Here is a 17025-nt window from a genome sequence, read left to right as displayed (position 1 = left end):
GAAGCGATTCGGCGACGCAATGAACGGTCACGGCACCGGAACGTGTCGACACCTCGCGGCATCAACACCTTCAGGCGACTCCCGTCACGGGCCGTTACCGGTGATCCCGGCAACGGCTATGCGTCACGTAACGCTCCCGCCTCACTCAGGCTCCGGCACCGAACTCCTCCAGGAGTGCGGCACGCTGCTTGGCCCCGAGCCCGCGCAGACGGCGGGTCGGGCTGATACCAAGTCGCTCCCGGATCTTCTGGGCCCGAACACGGCCCACTCCGGGAAGCGACTCCAGAACCGCGGAAACCTTCATCTTGCCGACGACCTCATCGCCATCCGCCAGCTCGAGAACGGCGGCAAGACTGATCTCCCCCTTCTTCAACCGCTCCTTGAGTTCGGCGCGCTGCTTACGAGCCAGCGCAGCTTTCTCGAGGGCGGCGGCCCTCTGCTCGGGCGTCAGGGGCGGCAGGGTCACGGGTACGCCTCCTCAATGTGGTGATCGCGCCGCGCAAACTAGCGAGGAAGAGGCTCCTCGGTCCAGCCGAGCCGCATCACGGGGTCACGAAGCATTGTCCCCACAAGACACAGCCTTTGACTGGATGAATGACCTGCGTCGCATGCGCCGGACGCATTCGGTCCTTGGCGGCCCCACCGTACCGGCCCGCGGACACCAAGAGTGCCCCGGACCTGCACCTACTGGCGTTTTCGCAGGTCAACGGCCTACCGGAGTGGAGTAACCCTGGCGGCGAGTGTGGCGGCGGCCACGGCCGGATCGGCCGCGGAGGTGATCGGGCGACCGATGACGAGAAGATCCGAACCGTCCGAGAGTGCCCGTTCCGGGGTGGCGACTCGGGCCTGATCGGCCCGCTCCGCACCCCCTGGACGCACCCCAGGTGTGATGAGAGTCACAGTTTCGCCGAGCTCTGCGCGGACCATGGAGACCTCTTTCGGGCTGCAGACGATCGCCCTCGCGCCAGCCTCCACAGCGAGCACGGCGAGCCTGCGGACGGCGTCCGACGGCGACCCGGACAGCCCGGTCGCGGCGAGCGCGCGATCGTCGAGAGAGGTCAGAACCGTGACCGCGGTGACGTGAACCTCGGGCGCCGCGTCGACGGCGGCACGCACCATCGCCGCACCACCGGCGGCGTGCACCGTCACGAAACGGGGCCCGAGGAGGGCCAGCGACCGCATCCCGCCGGCCACCGTCGCCGGGATGTCGTGGAGCTTGAGATCCAGGAAGAGCTCGGGCGCCACCCTGCTGTTCCCGTCACCGTCAGTGAGGGAAAATGTCAGGTTCGAGGGCACTCCGACGGCCGGGCGGCCACCCGGCGCGAGCAGTCCTTCGTCACGCAGCGCAGTCACCACCGCGGCACCCGCACGGAGGAACAGTTCCAGCCCGATCTTCAGGACGGCGGCGTGCGGCGCGACCGCGCGTGCCCACCGCAGCGCTGTCGCACCGTCGGGGGCGTCCAGTGCGACAGCGATCGCCGGCCGGCCGGCCGGCGGCACCCACGGGCGCTCCGCCGGGCCGGACAGCAGCCCGGAAGTGGTGGCGGTGGCGGGCTGCGCTGCCGCCGCAGGCAGCCCAGCCGGCCCGCCGGGTGTCGGCCCGCCGGGTGTCGGCCCGCCGGGTGTCGACGCGGTCATCGGGACGCCATCCTCACCGCTCCGACGCGGTCGCCGCCGTCGCTCCGGACGGGTCCTCGGGCACGGAGCCCCAGGCCGACCGAAGTGCCGTGTGGTACTCCTGCAGCGGCCGCACCCCGAGTTCACCCCGGACCAGGGACTCGATACCCTGCACGCACGCCCCGGCCGCCTGGATCGTCGTGATGCAGGGCACCCCGGCGCTGACGCAGGCGGTACGGATCTCGTAGCCGTCCAGCCGCGGCCCGACACCCCACGGGGTGTTGATGACCAGATCGATCTGACCAGACATGATCATTTCAACGCAGTCGACGAGGTTATCGCTGGGAGCCCGATGCTTGCCCAGGACCACAGCCTTGACCCCGTTGCGCCGGAGGACGTCGGCCGTCCCGGCTGTCGCGTAGACAACGAACCCGAGATCCGCCAGGCGTTTGATCGGGAAGATCATCGCACGCTTGTCGCGGTTTGCGACGGACACGAAGACCCGTCCGAACGTCGGCAGCGAGGCATAGGCAGCCGACTGCGACTTGGCGTAGGCCGTACCGAAGGCGTCGTCGATCCCCATCACCTCACCGGTGGACCGCATCTCCGGGCCGAGCACGGTGTCCACACCGCGGCCGCCGGCATCACGGAACCGGCCGAAGGGCAGCACCGCCTCCTTCACGGAGATGTGCGAGTCCAGCGGCAGCGTCCCGCCGTCACCGTAGGCCGGCAGCAGGCCCTCGGCTCGCAGCTCGGGCACGGTGGCGCCGAGCATCACCCGGGCCGCGGCCTTCGCCAGCGGCACCGCCGTCGCCTTCGAGACGAACGGCACGGTGCGCGAGGCCCGCGGGTTGGCCTCCAGGACGTACAGGACGTCCGACTGCAGTGCGTACTGGACGTTGAGCAGGCCGCGCACGCCAACGCCCTCGGCGATCAGGCGGGTCGACTCGCGGATCCGGTCCAGCTCGGAGCGCCCGAGGGTGATCGGCGGCAGCGCGCAGGCGGAGTCACCGGAGTGCACGCCGGCCTCCTCGATGTGCTCCATCACGCCGGCGAGGTAGAGCTCCGATCCGTCGTACAGGGCGTCGACATCGATCTCGATCGCGTCGTCGAGGAAGCGGTCGACCAGGACCGGGTGCTCGGGCGAGATCTTGGTCGCCCGTTCGATGTAGTCGCGCAGCATCGCGTCGTCGTAGACGATCTCCATGCCGCGCCCGCCCAGCACGTAGGACGGCCGCACCAGCACCGGATAGCCGATCCGCTCGGCGACCGTCCGGGCCTCGGCGTACGACGTGGCCACGCCGTGCGGTGGCGAGGGCAGGTTCGCCGCCTCCAGGACCTGGCCGAACTGCCCACGGTCCTCGGCGAGGTGGATCGCCTTCGGCGGGGTGCCGACGACCGGGACGCCGGCGTCGGCGAGCGCGGCGGCGATACCCAGCGGGGTCTGCCCGCCCAGCGAGACGATCACCCCGGCCAGCGGCCCGGCCTGCGACTCGGCGTGCACGACCTCCAGGACGTCCTCGACGGTCAGCGGCTCGACGTACAGCCGGTCCGCGGTGTCGTAGTCGGTCGAGACGGTCTCCGGGTTGCAGTTGACCATCACCGCCTCGTAGCCGGCGGCGGAGAGCGCCATCACCGCGTGGCAGCAGGCGTAGTCGAACTCGATGCCCTGACCGATCCGGTTCGGGCCGCTGCCCAGCACGATCACCCGCGGGCGGTCGCTGGGCGCGACCTCGGTCTCGGTGTCATAGGACGAGTAGTGGTACGGGGTCTCCGAGGCGAACTCGGCGCCGCAGGTGTCGACCGTCTTGTAGACGGGACGGATGCCCGCCCGGTGGCGGAACGACCGGACGACGTCCTCCTTCGTGCCGAGGATGTCCGCGAGCTGGGCGTCGGAGAACCCGGCCCGCTTGGCGCGGCGGATCCCCTCCGGACTGCGCGTCACCGAGGCGGCGATCTCGTTGAGGAAGACGATCTGGTCCACGAACCACGGGTCGATGCCGGTCTGGGCGGTGACCGCGGCGGGCTCGGCACCGGCCAGCAGCGCCTGCTGGACCGTGCGCAGCCGCCCGTCGTGCGGCACGCGGGCCGCGGCGAGCAACTCGTCGGCGCCGGCCACCGACGGGGTGAAGGTGAACGCGAGGTCGGCCTGTTCCATCGACCGCAGCGCCTTCTGCAGCGCCTCGGCGAAGCTGCGGCCGACCCCCATCGCCTCGCCGACGGACTTCATCGTCGTGGTCAGTGTCGTGTCCGCCCCGGGGAACTTCTCGAAGGCGAAGCGCGGCACCTTCACGACCACGTAGTCGAGGGTCGGCTCGAAGGCCGCCGGGGTGGTTCGGGTGATGTCGTTGGGAATCTCGTCCAGGGTGTAGCCCAGCGCCAGCTTCGCCGAGATCTTGGCGATGGGGAAACCCGTCGCCTTGGACGCCAGCGCGGAGGACCGGGAGACCCGCGGGTTCATCTCGATCACGACCTGGCGCCCGGTGGCCGGGTCGACCGCGAACTGGATGTTGCAGCCGCCGGCGTCCACGCCGACGGCGCGCATGACCGCGATCGACATGTCGCGCATCCGCTGGTACTCGCGGTCGGTCAGCGTCATCGCCGGGGCGACGGTCACCGAGTCGCCGGTGTGCACGCCCATCGGGTCGATGTTCTCGATCGAGCAGACCACGACCACGTTGTCGGCACGGTCGCGCATGAGCTCGAGCTCGAACTCCTTCCAGCCGAGCACGGACTCCTCGACGAGCACCTCGGTGGACGGGCTGGCCGCCAGGCCGTCCGCGGCCATCCGCCGCAGTTCGTCGACGTCGTGCGCGAAGCCGCTGCCGGCGCCGCCGAGGGTGTAGCTCGGCCGGACCACGACCGGGTACAAGAACTCCTCGGCCGCGGCCAGGCAGGCCTCGACCGTGGTGCAGATCGCGCTGCGCGCGGTCTCGCCGTCCACCGAGGCGACGATGTCCTTGAACGCCTGCCGGTCCTCACCGGAGCGGATGGCGTCGATGTTCGCGCCGATCAGGCGCACGCCGAAACGCTCCAGCACCCCGGCGTCATGCAGCGCGACCGCGGTGTTCAGCGCGGTCTGGCCGCCCATGGTCGCCAGGATGGCGTCCGGCCGCTCCCGCTCGATGATCTTTGTGACGATCTCGGGCGTGATCGGCTCGACGTAGGTAGCGTCGGCGATCTCCGGATCAGTCATGATCGTCGCGGGGTTGCTGTTGACCAGGATCACCCGCAGGCCCTCGGCCCGCAGCACCCGGCAGGCCTGGGTACCGGAGTAGTCGAACTCGCACGCCTGGCCGATGACGATCGGCCCCGACCCGATCACCAGCACGGACCGCAGGTCCTCGCGCCTGGGCATCAGCCGTCCCCCCGCATCTGCCGGTTGGCCGCCATCAGGCCACAGAACCGGTCGAACAGTCCCTGGGCGTCGTGCGGGCCAGGCGCCGCCTCGGGATGGAACTGGACACTGAACGCCGGTACGTCCAGGCAGGTCAGCCCCTCGACCACGTCGTCGTTGAGAGCGACATGGCTCACCGCGACCCGCCCGTAGGGCGTGTCGCTGAGACCGGTCAGCGGTGCGCGGACCGCGAAGCCGTGGTTGTGGCTGGTCACCGCGATCCGGCCGGACCGGGTGTCGGCGACCGGCTGGTTGATGCCCCGGTGCCCGTAGGTCAGCTTGTAGGTCTCGAAGCCCAGCGTGCGGGCGAGCACCTGGTTGCCGAAGCAGATCCCGAAGACCGGGACACCCGCGTCGAGCACACCGGTCAGCGTCTCCACCGCGTAGTCGGCGCTCGCCGGGTCGCCCGGCCCGTTGGAGAGGAAGACACCGTCCGGCGCGAGGGCCAGCAGGTCCGCGGCGGTGCTGCGGGCCGGCAGTACGTGCACCTCACAGCCGAGCTCCGCCATGGACAGCGGTGTGTTCCGCTTGATGCCCAGGTCGAGCGCCGCGACCCGGTAGACCGGCAGCCCGGACCGCGCCTCGACGACATACGGCTCGGCCGTGCTGACCTCGGGTGCCAGGTCAGCACCGACCATGCCGGGTGACGCCTGCACCCGCTCGAGCAACGAGTCCAGATCCGTGTCGGCGCTGCTGATCCCGCACCGCATCGCCCCGCGCTCACGCAGGTGCCGGGTGAGCGCACGGGTGTCGAGCCCGCTGATGCCGACGACGCCGGCGTTCTCCAGCTCCTCGTCGAGGGTGCGCTGGGCCCGCCAGTTCGACGCGATCCGGCTCGGGTCACGCACCACGAAGCCGGACACCTGGATGCGCTCCGACTCGTAGTCGGTGTCGTTCACACCGGTGTTGCCGATGTGCGGCGCCGTCATGATCACGATCTGTCGGTGGTACGACGGATCGGTGATCGTCTCCTGGTAGCCGGTCATCCCGGTTGAGAAGACAGCCTCGCCGAAAGCCTCGCCGACCGACCCGAACGCCTCACCCGCGAAGCTCCTGCCGTCCTCCAGCATGAGCACCGCCCGCCGGGGCGCGCCCGGCCCCGGCCGCTCGTGCTCCAGCGGCGCAGGCTGCCTGTCCAAGCCGCTCACCGGCCCACTCCCACCCTGATGATCCCTGCCGCCTGGCCGTCCGCCAGGTGCCTGCCGGGCCTGGCCATCGGCCCGGCCCCACTGTCTCGCCCGTTGTCTCGCCCGCCGTGGCGGTGGCCGCCGACAGGGCGCAGCGCGCTGCCCCGGAGCCGCCCTCGGCCCTCACGGTGTCGCTGATCTCCCGGGCCGGGTCGTGCCGTCATCGGCGCCCCTCCCAGCCCGGTCCGCGCTCGCCGGGTGGCAGGGCGAACGTGTGCACATCCTCGTCGCGGGACCGGCCTGCGACCGGAACCACCGGCCACGGGTGATGCGCGCCGGACACCGCCGGATCACCCTGGTACCCGGCCTCCGCCGTCCCGGGATAGGCCTCCCGCTCCGGAAACGCGGCCACATCGTAGGCACCCGTGCCCGGCGACCCGCCACCATGGACCGTGGCGCCCCGCCCGACCGTGTCGTGGGCACCCGTGCTGTACGCACCCGTGCCGTAGGCACCGGTGGGATACCCGCCGGCGGGGTGTGCACCGGTCTCGTGACCGTTGCTGCCGGAGGAACCAGTGCCGTACGAGCCGGTGCCGTACGAGCCTGCCTCGAGGGCGCCGGCCTCATAGCCCCCGGTGCTGTAGCCCCCGGTGCTGTGGGCGCCGGTGCTGTGGGCTTCGGTGCGGTAGCCGCCGGTCTGATGCCCCGCTGTCGGATGGCTGCCCGTGGAGTAGCCACCCGTCGGGTGGCCGCCGGTCGAGTGGCCGCCGGTCGGGTAGGCGCCGGTCGGGTAGGCGCCGGTGACGAAAGGCGCCGGGGCATGCGCTCCGGTGCCACGGTGGTCCACCTCGTGAGCCCCCGTGTTCCGGGCTTCCCCACCGCGCGAGCTCACCACGAACGAGCCCGTCCGGCGAATGCCGGTGGTCTGCTCCAGTTCGTGGGTGGAGGCAGCCGCCGGCACCGGGAGGCCCGACTCGTCCAGACCGGGCGTGGGGCCGGCGGGCGCCCCGCCGTGCGGACCGCCGACCGGGATGCCCGCCGGACGCGGGTCGCCACGGCGCCACCGGGGCTGCCGCCCGTTCACCGGGATCGGCATGGTCGCGGGCCCCCCGGAGGGGACGGCACCGCCGTCAGCCGGTCGCCCTGCCGGGGCGGCCGGCCTCGGCGGGCCCGGGACGCGGGGTCGCAGGCGGGCTCGCGGACGAGGGACGGCATGCGGCGAGGTGATGTCACCGGACATCGGCGCGGTCGGCATCGGACCGATGAGGTCGTGGACGGAGCGAACCACCTTCGGCTGGCGGGCGCGGTCCTCGCCGCGGAAGCCTGCCTCCAGCTCTCTGCCCTCAAAGGACCAGGCCACCACGATCAGCCGGCTGGGTGCTGCGACCTTGCCGGCGTGGCCGCGTTCCAGCCGGGCCCCCCGCACGGCCTCCCGTGGAATCCAGAACGGCTGCCCGTCCCGGTCGACCCGCACACCCATCTCGTAGACGGCGATGTAGTCGCCGTCCTTGCCGGCAAGCCCACGGGCGGTGATCCACTCACGCCAGTGGCCGGCGTCCACCGTGCCGAGGTACCGGCCGCGCAGCGGCGCGGCCAGGACGTTCCCCGTCTCCTCCGGCGGCTCGGGCAGGTCGGGCAGGTCGTCCTCCTGCTGCTGGTCACGGTCGCGCCAGGCGCGCCGCATCGCGCCGATGACGGCAACCGCCATCAGCAGCAGACCGACGGCGAGCAGCAGGTTCAGCACCGCCCCGCTCGGCCGGCCGGCGGCGAGGACGACCGGCCCGGCGAGGGCGAGCGGCGCGGCCGGGGCGCCTGAGCTGACCGGAGACAGACGGACGGATCGGGGCAAGGAGGTCATACGATCTTCCCGTCGAGCACGGTGGGGCGGCCCCGCAGGAACGTCGCCCGGATCAGGCCGGGCAGGTTGCGGCCCCGGTACGGCGTGTTGCCGCTCCGGCTGGCCAGGGCGTGTGGGTCGATGACGCGACTCGCCTGCGGGTCGAGCAGCGTCAGTGTGGCGGGGGCTCCGACCTGGGCGAACCCCGTGGGGTCGGGAACGGTGTCGGTGACACCACCGATCCGCGCCGGCGCGAAGGCCATCCGCTCGGCGACATCGGCCCAGCCGAGGTGCCCGGTCGCGACCATCGTCTGGATCACGACGGACAGGGCGGTCTCCAGGCCGAGCATTCCCGGCCGGGCCGCGGCCCATTCGGTTTCTTTGTCCTCGGAGGCGTGCGGAGCGTGATCAGTGGCCACACAGTCGATCGTGCCGTCCGCCAGGCCGGCGCGCAGTGCCTCTGTGTCGGCTTTCGTCCGCAGCGGCGGATTGACCTTGAACACGGGGTCGTAGGACGCGACCAGTTCCTCGGTGAGCAGGAGGTGGTGCGGGGTCACCTCGGCGGTCACCTGCCACCCCTTCGCCTTGGCCCAGCGGATGATGTCGACCGAACCGGCCGTCGACACGTGGCAGATGTGCAGGCGCGACCCGACATGGCCGGCCAGCAGCGCGTCCCGGGCGATGATCGCCTCCTCGGCGACCGCGGGCCAGCCGGGCAGACCGAGCCGTGCGGCCGTCGCCCCCTCGTTCATCTGCGCACCCACGGTGAGCCGCGGCTCCTCCGCGTGCTGGGCGACGACCCCGTCGAAGGCCTTGACGTACTCCAGTGCCCGGCGCATGAGCAGGGCGTCCGACACGCAGTGGCCGTCGTCGGAGAAGACCCGCACAGCCGCGGCGGACGAGGCCATCGCGCCCAGTTCGGCGAGCTGGGTGCCGGCGAGCCCCCTGGTCACGGCGCCGACCGGGCGGACGTCGCAGTGGCCGGCGTCCTGCCCGAGCCGCCACACCTGCTCCACCACGCCCGCGGTGTCCGCCACCGGATCGGTGTTGGCCATCGCGAACACGGTGGTGTAGCCGCCCAGGGCCGCGGCGCGGGTGCCCGACTCGACGGTCTCGGCGTCCTCACGGCCGGGTTCCCGCAGATGGGTGTGCAGGTCGACCAGCCCCGGCAGCGCGATCAGGTCCCTGCCGTCGACGACGAGGGGGCCGCGGCGGGTGCCGCCGGCCGCGCCCTCGGCGGCGTCCGCCACCACGCCGGTGAGCTCGCCACCGCCGGGCGGTGTGACCGCGGCGACCACGCCCTGCGCGAGGACCAGGTCGCGGGGGTCGCCGCCGAGCGGGCGGACGTCGCGCAGCACGATCACCGATGTCATGAGGACTCCCGTTCGGTGCCGCTGCCGCCCAGCAGCAGGTAGAGGACCGCCATCCGCACACTGATCCCGTTGGCCACCTGTTCGACCACCGTCGAGCGCGGCGAGTCGGCCACGGAGGACGCGATCTCCATTCCGCGGACCATCGGGCCCGGGTGCATGACCAGGGCGTGGTCGGGCATCAGCGCCGCGCGGTCGGCGTCGAGGCCGTACCGGCGGCTGTACTCCCGCTCGGAGGGGAAGAAGGCCGCGGACATCCGCTCCCGCTGCACCCTCAGCATCATGACGACGTCGCTCTTGGGCAGGACGGCGTCGAGGTCGTAGGAGACCTCCACCGGCCAGCCGGAGATACCCAGCGGGATGAGGGTCGGCGGGGCCACCACGGTGACGTGCGCGCCCAGGGTCGTCAGCAGCCAGATGTTGGACCGCGCCACCCGCGAGTGCAGGACGTCCCCGACGATCGTGACGGCGAGGCCTTCGAGACGGCCGAGCCGGCGGCGGATCGTGAAGGCGTCCAGCAGGGCCTGGGTGGGGTGCTCGTGCGTGCCGTCGCCGGCGTTCACGACGCTGCCCTGTACCCAGGAGGCGAGGCGGTGCGGCGCGCCGCTGGCCGGGTGCCGGCAGACCACCGCGTCGGCGCCCATCGCCTCGAGGGTCTGCGCCGTGTCCTTCAGGCTCTCGCCCTTCGACACGCTTGACCCCCGGGCCGAAAAATTGATCACATCGGCCGACAGCCTCTTGGCGGCTACCTCGAAGGACGTGCGGGTACGGGTGGAATCCTCGAAGAACAGATTGACGACGGTCCGGCCACGCAGCGTCGGCAGCTTGCGGACCGGGGCATCGGCAATCCGCGCCATCCGGTCCGCGGTGTCGAGCACCAGCACCGCGTCGGCCAGCTCCAGGTCGGCGGTCGAGAGAAGATGGCGTTTCACAGCCACCTCCCGGCACCCGGGTGAGCCCAGCCCCGTGCCGTCACGGTGCGTCCGGAGAGACGATGCACACGGCGTCCAGGTCGTCGACCTCACGGAGGCGGACAGCCACCGACTCACGGCGCGAGGTGGGCATGTTCTTCCCCACGTAGTCGGCGCGGATAGGCAGCTCGCGGTGACCCCGGTCGACGAGGACGGCAAGCTGTACCGCGCGGGGCCTTCCGTAGGCGGAGAGTGCGTCGAGCGCGGCCCGCACGGTGCGGCCGGAATAGAGGACGTCGTCAACAAGAACGACGACCATCCCGTCCACACCGCAGTCGGGGATCTCGGTCACCTCCAGGGGGCGCACGCCCCGCAGCCGGAGGTCGTCCCGGTACATCGTCGGATCCAGCGAGCCGACGGGGAGGCTCACGCCCTCGACGTCGGTGACCCGGCGGGCAAGCCGGTGGGCGAGGGGAACCCCCCGTGTCGGGATGCCGAGCAGCACCACTCCGTCACCACCGGAGGTCTTCTCCAGCACCTGATGGGCCATCCGGCTGACCACACGGTTCATGTCGGCGGCGGAGAGCACGGTGCGGATGGCGCCCGGCTGCTCACTGTCACCGGGCCGGCCGGTTGCGACGGGTGCGCCGGTTGCGACAGGTGCGACACCCGGATCGACGCCGGCCCCGTCCCGGGGGCGGGCTGCCTTCCCCGCCGGTCGCCCGGACGTGTTCCGGGCAGGGTCGCCTTGCGCGGCCGCAGCCACGAGGTGTCCCTCCTTCCCCGCCTCACGGGACGGTCCTTAAAGGAGCGGTCAACGCGACGGTACCAGCCAGGTCAGGGGCCGCGAAGCGGGTCAGGCAGGCCTGAGGGCCGCGACTGCGACGGACGTCGTCCCAATACGGACGGGTTCGTCCTCGCCATCCGTCGGCCACGGCCGATCGTCGCTGAGAGTGACTCGAATCACGATGCTCCGCATACCGAGGACGCTAATCGTCACTACACGTCACCACAGTTAGACGACGCGCACCCGTTCACTCTTCAGCCAGGAAGTACCGACGGCGCTAATGCCAGCCGCGACCAGAGGGCTACAGAAAGTGGTACAAAGAAAGAGGCGACACGACCCCCCGGGTGTCGAGTCGCAACCTGGCGGGCACTACTATCGGTAACCGCCGGCGGCACGAGCCCCGGTTCCAAGTGATCGACCACGACAGGAGTGGGCACTTCGATGTCCGACTATGCGAAGGCGCTCGGTGCTCGGCTGCGCGCGATACGCACCCAGCAGGGGCTCTCGCTCCATGGCGTCGAGGAGAAGTCGCACGGTCGGTGGAAGGCCGTCGTGGTGGGCTCCTACGAGCGGGGTGACCGTGCCGTCACCGTCCAGCGGCTCTCCGAGCTGGCCGAGTTCTACGGCGTACCGGTCGGTGAGCTCCTTCCCGAAGGCTCGACCGTCGCTCCTCTCGAGCAGTCGCCGCGCATCGTGCTCGACCTCGAGCGCCTCGCGCAGGTCCCGAAGGAGCAGGGCGGCCCGCTTGCGCGGTACGCGGCCACGATCCAGAGCCAGCGCGGCGACTACAACGGGCGCGTGCTCTCCATCCGCTACGAGGACCTTCGGTCCCTCGCGGTGATCTACGACACGTCCCCGAGCAAGCTCACCGAGCAGCTCGTGTCCTGGGGTGTGCTTTCGCCCGAGCAGGGCAGCGAGCCCGCCGCCTCGGACGCCTAGGCCAGCCGCACCCGACGCACCCGACGCACCGGGAGCAGCCGGCCCACCGGGACAGCTCCGCTGAGCAGCACCACTGCCCGACCAGCACAGCACCGCCGTATCAGCACAGCACAGGTTTTCTGGGGGGGACCCGGTACGTCACCACGGTGACGTACCGGGACACCGCGAGACAGGCAGGCAGGCCCGTCTACAGAGCGCGTCGCCTGTCAGAGCCCCGCCGCCGATCAGCCCGCGGCAGTCTCTCAGCCCTCGGCAGTCTCCGCCCGCAGCACCGTGCCGCCGGCCGCATCCCGGTCGTCTCCGGCCGCGGCGTCACCGTCGCCAGCCGGATCGGCAGCGGCGGGGCCGGGGGCACTTCCGTACCCGGTCGCCGGGCCGCCCGCCGCCGGCTTCTCCTGCAACAGGCTGGCCAGCAGGCCGTTCACGAACGCCGGTGAGCGGTCGGTCGAGATGGTCTTGGCCAGCCTCACCGCTTCGTCGATCACGACGCCGTCCGGTACGTCCCCACGCCAGAACAGTTCCAGGACTGCGATCCGCAGGATGTTGCGATCGACCGGAGGCATCCGGTCCAGCGACCAGCCCTGCGCGAAACGGGCGATATGGCCGTCGATCTCCGCCAGGTGCGAGACCACACCCTCGACCAGGTCGGATGCGTAGTCGGGGACTGGAGGATCCGACTGTGCCCGCCGGGCGGCCAGGGTCTCCATCGGCCGCACCGAACGCAGGTCCGCCTCATACAGAATGTCAAGAGCGCGTTTCCGCGCCTTGGACCTGGCGCTCAGCTCGTCACCCGACCGAGATAACGACCGTCGCGGGTGTCCACCTTGACCTTCTCACCGGTCGTGATGAACAGCGGCACCTGGATGCTGGCGCCCGTCTCGAGGGTCGCCGGCTTCGTCCCGCCGGTCGACCGGTCGCCCTGGACGCCGGGCTCGGTCTCGGAGATCGTCAGTTCGACGCTGGCCGGGAGCTCCACGTAGAGCGGCGCGTCGTCGTGCAGCGCCACGGTCGCGATCGTGTTCTCCAGCATGTAGTCGGCGACGCCGCCCACCACGCCCGGCGGAACCGGGATCTGGTCGTAGGACTCGCTGTCCATGAACACGAAGTCGGCGCCGTCCCGGTACAGATAGGTCATCTCTCGGCGGTCGACGGTCGCGACGTCCACCTTGATCCCGGCGTTGAAGGTCCGGTCGACGACTTTGCCGGTCAGCACGTTCTTCAGCGTCGTCCGGACGAACGCCCCGCCCTTGCCCGGCTTGACGTGCTGGAATCCGACGACGTTCCACAACACCCCGTCGATATCGAGCGTCATGCCGTTCTTCAGGTCGTTCGTTGTCGCCACTGCGCGTGTCTCTCCGTTCCGGTCGCCGCCCGGCAGATCGATCCGTACTCGCCTGCCAGCCGTCGCTCGTCACCGTTTCAGGCCGCGGCAAAGTCTACAGATCCCGTCCGCGACCGCTCGACAGCCCGGGCGGTCGCGTCCCGGGCCCACTGCAGTCCCCGCCAGGGATGAGTTCCGGCACGGTGGAGAGTCTGCACTCACAGGTCGTCGACCTTCACGACCAGGAGGGTGAAACCATGATCATTGTGGCCGGACAGCTCCTCGTCGACCCCGCCCGGCGAGAGCGCTATCTCGCCGGCTGTACCGAGATCGTGCGGCAGGCGCGCGCTGCCTCGGGGTGCCTCGACTTCGCCATCTCCCCCGACCTCACCGATCCGGGGCGCATCAACGTCTTCGAACGCTGGGAGACGCGGGAGGCGGTCGAGGCCTTCCGCGGCAGTGGGCCCACCGAGGAACAGAACACGGTGATGATCTCCGCATCGGTGGCCGAGTACGACGCCGAGCTGGCCCGCTCGCTCACCTGAGCCGCTCTCCTGCCTCCACCCGCCGGATCCACCGGCGGGTGGAGGCAGGAGAGCAGGAAGGTCAGGCGCCAGCCGCGTGTACGCCGCCGCCGGGAGCCACGGCGGCGGCGTACACGGCGAGCAGCAGGTCCGGCTCCGCGCCGTCGAAGGCGCGGGTCTGCCCCAGCGACTCCAGGACGACGAACCGCAGGCGCCGCCCGCGCGTCTTCTTGTCCACCCGCATGGCGTCGAGCAGCTGTGGCCAGCGGTCCTCGCGGTATTCCACGGGGAGGCCGATCGCCCGCAGAATGTCGCGGTGCCGGGCGGCGGTGGCGTTGTCCAGGCCCGCGACCCGGCGGGAGAGCTCGGCCGCGAACACCAGGCCGACAGACACCGCGGCACCGTGCCGCCAGGTGAACTTCTCGACCTTCTCGATCGCGTGGGCCAGCGTGTGACCGTAGTTGAGGATCTCGCGACGGCCCGCCTCGCGCGGATCGCCGGAGACGACCTCCGCCTTGACCCTGATCGAGCGCTCCACCAGTTCCGGCAGGTGCGCCGCCCCGGTGGGATCGGCCTCCAGCAGGTCAAGGATGCGCGGATCGGCGATGAACCCGGCCTTCACGACCTCGGCGAGACCGGCCTGGACCTCCACCGCGGGCAACGAGCCCAGAACGGCCAGGTCGCAGAGCACGGCCAGCGGCTGGTGGAACGCACCGACCAGGTTCTTGCCGGCGTCGATGTCGATCCCGGTCTTGCCGCCGACGGCGGCATCAACCATCCCGAGCAGCGTTGTCGGCACCTGGATGACGTCGACGCCTCGCAGCCAGCTGGCGGCGACATAGCCGGCGAGGTCGGTGGTGGTGCCGCCGCCCAGGCCGATGACCAGGTCGTCCCGGGTGAAACCGAGCCGGCCGAGCGTGTCCCAGCAGGTGCCCGCGATCCGCAGCTGCTTGGCCTCCTCACCGTCGGGGACCTCGATCACGTGGGCCTCGACGCCGGCGTCGCCGCGCAGCTCGGCGACGACCGAGGCAGCGGTGGTGCGCAGCGCCCGCGGATGGATGACCGCCACACGGGTCCGCCCCGCCACCAGGGGCCGCAGCTCGCCGAGCACGCCTTCACCCAGCGCAACCTCGTACGGTCGGTCACCGGCCGGGGCGACCCGGATCCGGACCACGTCGGAAACCTTCGTCGCCGACATCAGCGGCTCGCCCTTCCCGCATGTTCGACCAGGATCTGGGCGACGACCTCCTCGACGCCGAGGGCGCCGGTGTCGACCGTGATCGCGGCAACCTCCTCGTAGAGCGGGCGGCGGGCCTTCAGCAGGGCGGCCAGCCGCGTGCGTGGGCCCTCCACCAGGAGCGGCCGGTCACGGGCCAGCCCGACCCGCCGCGCGGCGTCGGACGCGCTGACATCGAGATAGACGACCCAGTGCCGGGCCAGGGCCGCGCGTACCTCGGCGTCGAGCACCGCGCCGCCGCCGAGAGCGAGCACTCCCGCGTGCTCGTCGAGGGCGACCAGCACCGCGGTGCGCTCAGCCGCGCGGAAGTACTCCTCGCCGTGTTCGAGGAAGACGTCGGAGACGCTCATCCCGAGGGTCGCCTCGACGTCCGCGTCGGTGTCGCGGAACGCCACCCCGAGGCGCTGCGCGAGGGCCATGCCGACCGTGCTCTTGCCCGCCCCGGGCGCGCCGACCAGCACGGCGGCCGGGCCGACTCCCGCCTCCGGCCGCGGCATCCGCGGCGCGGAGTCGACCGGACGCGACGAGTCGGCCACCGGGTGCAGCGCCTCGCCCGGCGCGTGCGGCGCGTGCGGCGCGTGCGGCGCGTTGTTTCCGGTCCGCATGGTCAGCGCACCGCCAACGACTTGAGGTAGGCCTCGCAGTTGCGCCGGGACTCCTCGACCGAATCGCCGCCGAACTTCTCCAGCGCCGAGCCGGCGAGCACCAGGGCGACCATGGCCTCGGCCACGACTCCGGCCGCGGGAACGGCGCAGACGTCGGACCGCTGGGCGATGGCCACAGCCGGGTCGCCGGTGGCCACGTCGATCGTCGCGAGCGGCCGTGACAGGGTGGAGATCGGCTTCATCGCGGCACGGACGCGCAGCGGCTCACCAGTCGTCATGCCGCCCTCGACCCCGCCGGCGCGGTCGCTGGACCGCCGCACCCGCATGCCCGGCCCGTCGAGGGGCTCGATCTCGTCGTGCGCGACCGAGCCGCGCCGCCGGGCGGTGAGGAAGCCGTCGCCGAACTCGACGCCCTTGATCGCCTGGATACCCATGAGCTCGGCCGCGATCCGCGCGTCGAGCCGGCGGTCACCGTGGACGTAGCTCCCCAGCCCTGGCGGGCAGCCGTAGGCGAGCACCTCGACGATGCCGCCGAGCGTGTCCGCGTCGCGGTGGGCAGCGTCGATCTCGGCGATCATGCGTGCGCTCGCGGCCGGGTCGGCACAGCGCACCGGATCGGCGTCGACCGCGGCCAGCGACACCGGCGCAGGCGTGCCCGGGGGCACCTCGGCCGCGCCGATCGCGACGACGTGCGAGACGATCTCGATGCCGTACGCCTGCTGCAGGAACGCCTTGGCGACCGTGCCGAGCGCCACCCGGGCGGCGGTCTCCCGTGCGCTCGCGCGCTCCAGGACCGGCCGCGCGTCGTCGAAGCCGTACTTCTGCATGCCGGCCAGGTCGGCGTGGCCGGGCCGCGGGCGGGTCAGCGGCGCGTTGCGGCCGAGCCCCGCCAGCTCCTCGGCGTCGACCGGATCGGGCGACATGACCCGATCCCACTTGGGCCACTCGGTGTTGCGGACGACGATGCTGACCGGGCCGCCGATGGTCACGCCGTGGCGCATTCCACCGAGCAGCTCGATCTCGTCGCGCTCGAACTTCATCCGCGCGCCGCGGCCATGGCCGAGACGGCGACGGGCCAGCTCGGCACCGATCTCCGCCCGGGTCACCGCGATGCCCGCGGGCAGCCCCTCGACCGTCGCGACCAGAGCGGGACCATGCGACTCCCCCGCCGTCAACCAGCGCACCATGTCACCCAGTCTTTCACGGCGGGCAGCCCCCGCACGACCGCCGGACCTCGCACCGAAGCGGATCGACCGGCCAGGCCAGCCCAAACCGACCCAGGCCCACCCACAGCGGGCCAGCGGCGGTCGTGGCCATCCCGGTCATCCCGGTGATTCCTCGCTCATCCCTCAC

General features: G+C 71.7%; 15 protein-coding genes. 2 read left to right on the top strand and 13 right to left on the bottom strand.

Annotated features, from left to right (window positions below; translation table 11 throughout):
- Positions 1–145 precede the first annotated feature (145 nt).
- From mihF to pyrR, 8 genes are all read right to left on the bottom strand, one after another.
- Entirely contained in the window at positions 146–466 is a 321-nt protein-coding gene (gene mihF / locus B207_RS0105855) for an integration host factor, actinobacterial type (protein ID WP_006540116.1), read from the bottom strand.
- Positions 467–711: 245 nt separating this feature from the next.
- Complete coding sequence (gene pyrF / locus B207_RS0105850) at positions 712–1638, bottom strand: orotidine-5'-phosphate decarboxylase (RefSeq protein ID WP_018635593.1); 927 nt, start codon at positions 1636–1638, stop codon at positions 712–714.
- A 13-nt stretch (positions 1639–1651) separates the two neighbouring features.
- Entirely contained in the window at positions 1652–4975 is a 3324-nt protein-coding gene (gene carB / locus B207_RS0105845; RefSeq protein ID WP_018635592.1) for a carbamoyl-phosphate synthase large subunit, read from the bottom strand.
- Entirely contained in the window at positions 4975–6162 is a 1188-nt protein-coding gene (carA, locus tag B207_RS0105840) for a glutamine-hydrolyzing carbamoyl-phosphate synthase small subunit (RefSeq protein ID WP_026310726.1), read from the bottom strand. The genes carB and carA overlap by 1 nt, the downstream gene beginning before the upstream one ends.
- A 199-nt stretch (positions 6163–6361) precedes the next feature.
- Positions 6362–7999, bottom strand: a complete 1638-nt coding sequence (locus tag B207_RS0105835) for a PH-like domain-containing protein (protein WP_018635590.1) — start codon at positions 7997–7999, stop codon at positions 6362–6364.
- A complete protein-coding gene (locus B207_RS0105830) occupies positions 7996–9351 on the bottom strand; it encodes a dihydroorotase (protein ID WP_018635589.1) in 1356 nt (451 codons plus the stop codon). Before B207_RS0105830 ends, B207_RS0105835 begins: the two co-directional genes overlap by 4 nt.
- Positions 9348–10280 carry an aspartate carbamoyltransferase catalytic subunit gene (locus tag B207_RS0105825; protein ID WP_018635588.1) on the bottom strand — a complete coding sequence of 311 codons (933 nt, stop codon included), beginning with the start codon at positions 10278–10280 and terminating at the stop codon, positions 9348–9350. The genes B207_RS0105830 and B207_RS0105825 overlap by 4 nt, the downstream gene beginning before the upstream one ends.
- 40 nt (positions 10281–10320) lie before the next feature.
- Positions 10321–11025 carry a bifunctional pyr operon transcriptional regulator/uracil phosphoribosyltransferase PyrR gene (gene pyrR / locus B207_RS0105820; protein ID WP_018635587.1) on the bottom strand — a complete coding sequence of 235 codons (705 nt, stop codon included), beginning with the start codon at positions 11023–11025 and terminating at the stop codon, positions 10321–10323.
- 462 nt (positions 11026–11487) lie between these two features.
- Here pyrR and bldD point away from each other — a divergent pair, with 462 nt between their 5' ends.
- A complete protein-coding gene (gene bldD / locus B207_RS0105815) occupies positions 11488–11985 on the top strand; it encodes a transcriptional regulator BldD (protein WP_006540108.1) in 498 nt (165 codons plus the stop codon).
- A 242-nt stretch (positions 11986–12227) separates the two neighbouring features.
- On the opposite strand, the gene nusB is transcribed toward bldD, so the two are convergent.
- Together nusB and efp are read right to left on the bottom strand one after the other, a co-directional pair.
- Positions 12228–12767, bottom strand: a complete 540-nt coding sequence (nusB, locus tag B207_RS32705) for a transcription antitermination factor NusB (RefSeq protein ID WP_084692009.1) — start codon at positions 12765–12767, stop codon at positions 12228–12230.
- Positions 12764–13327, bottom strand: coding sequence for an elongation factor P (gene efp, locus B207_RS0105805; protein WP_018635585.1), 564 nt, complete (start codon positions 13325–13327; stop codon positions 12764–12766). Before efp ends, nusB begins: the two co-directional genes overlap by 4 nt.
- 236 nt (positions 13328–13563) lie before the next feature.
- Between efp and B207_RS0105800 the strand changes: the two genes are divergently transcribed.
- The gene (locus B207_RS0105800; protein ID WP_026310725.1) at positions 13564–13851 is read left to right on the top strand and encodes a putative quinol monooxygenase; all 288 of its coding nucleotides are present in this window, start codon (positions 13564–13566) and stop codon (positions 13849–13851) included.
- Between the two features lie 61 nt (positions 13852–13912).
- Here B207_RS0105800 and aroB read toward each other — a convergent pair whose 3' ends face one another.
- The 3 genes from aroB to aroC form a co-directional block, all read right to left on the bottom strand.
- Positions 13913–15028, bottom strand: a complete 1116-nt coding sequence (aroB, locus tag B207_RS0105795) for a 3-dehydroquinate synthase (protein ID WP_018635583.1) — start codon at positions 15026–15028, stop codon at positions 13913–13915.
- A complete protein-coding gene (locus tag B207_RS0105790) occupies positions 15028–15564 on the bottom strand; it encodes a shikimate kinase (protein WP_035740075.1) in 537 nt (178 codons plus the stop codon). The genes aroB and B207_RS0105790 overlap by 1 nt, the downstream gene beginning before the upstream one ends.
- A gap of 110 nt (positions 15565–15674) precedes the next feature.
- Complete coding sequence (gene aroC / locus B207_RS0105785) at positions 15675–16859, bottom strand: chorismate synthase (RefSeq protein ID WP_018635581.1); 1185 nt, start codon at positions 16857–16859, stop codon at positions 15675–15677.
- Between the last annotated feature and the right edge of the window lie 166 nt (positions 16860–17025).

The organism is Parafrankia elaeagni, assembly GCF_000374165.1.
GTDB lineage: Bacteria > Actinomycetota > Actinomycetes > Frankiales > Frankiaceae > Parafrankia > Parafrankia elaeagni.
Note: the sequence above shows the minus strand (reverse complement) of the source record. Positions and strands in the feature narration are given on the sequence as shown.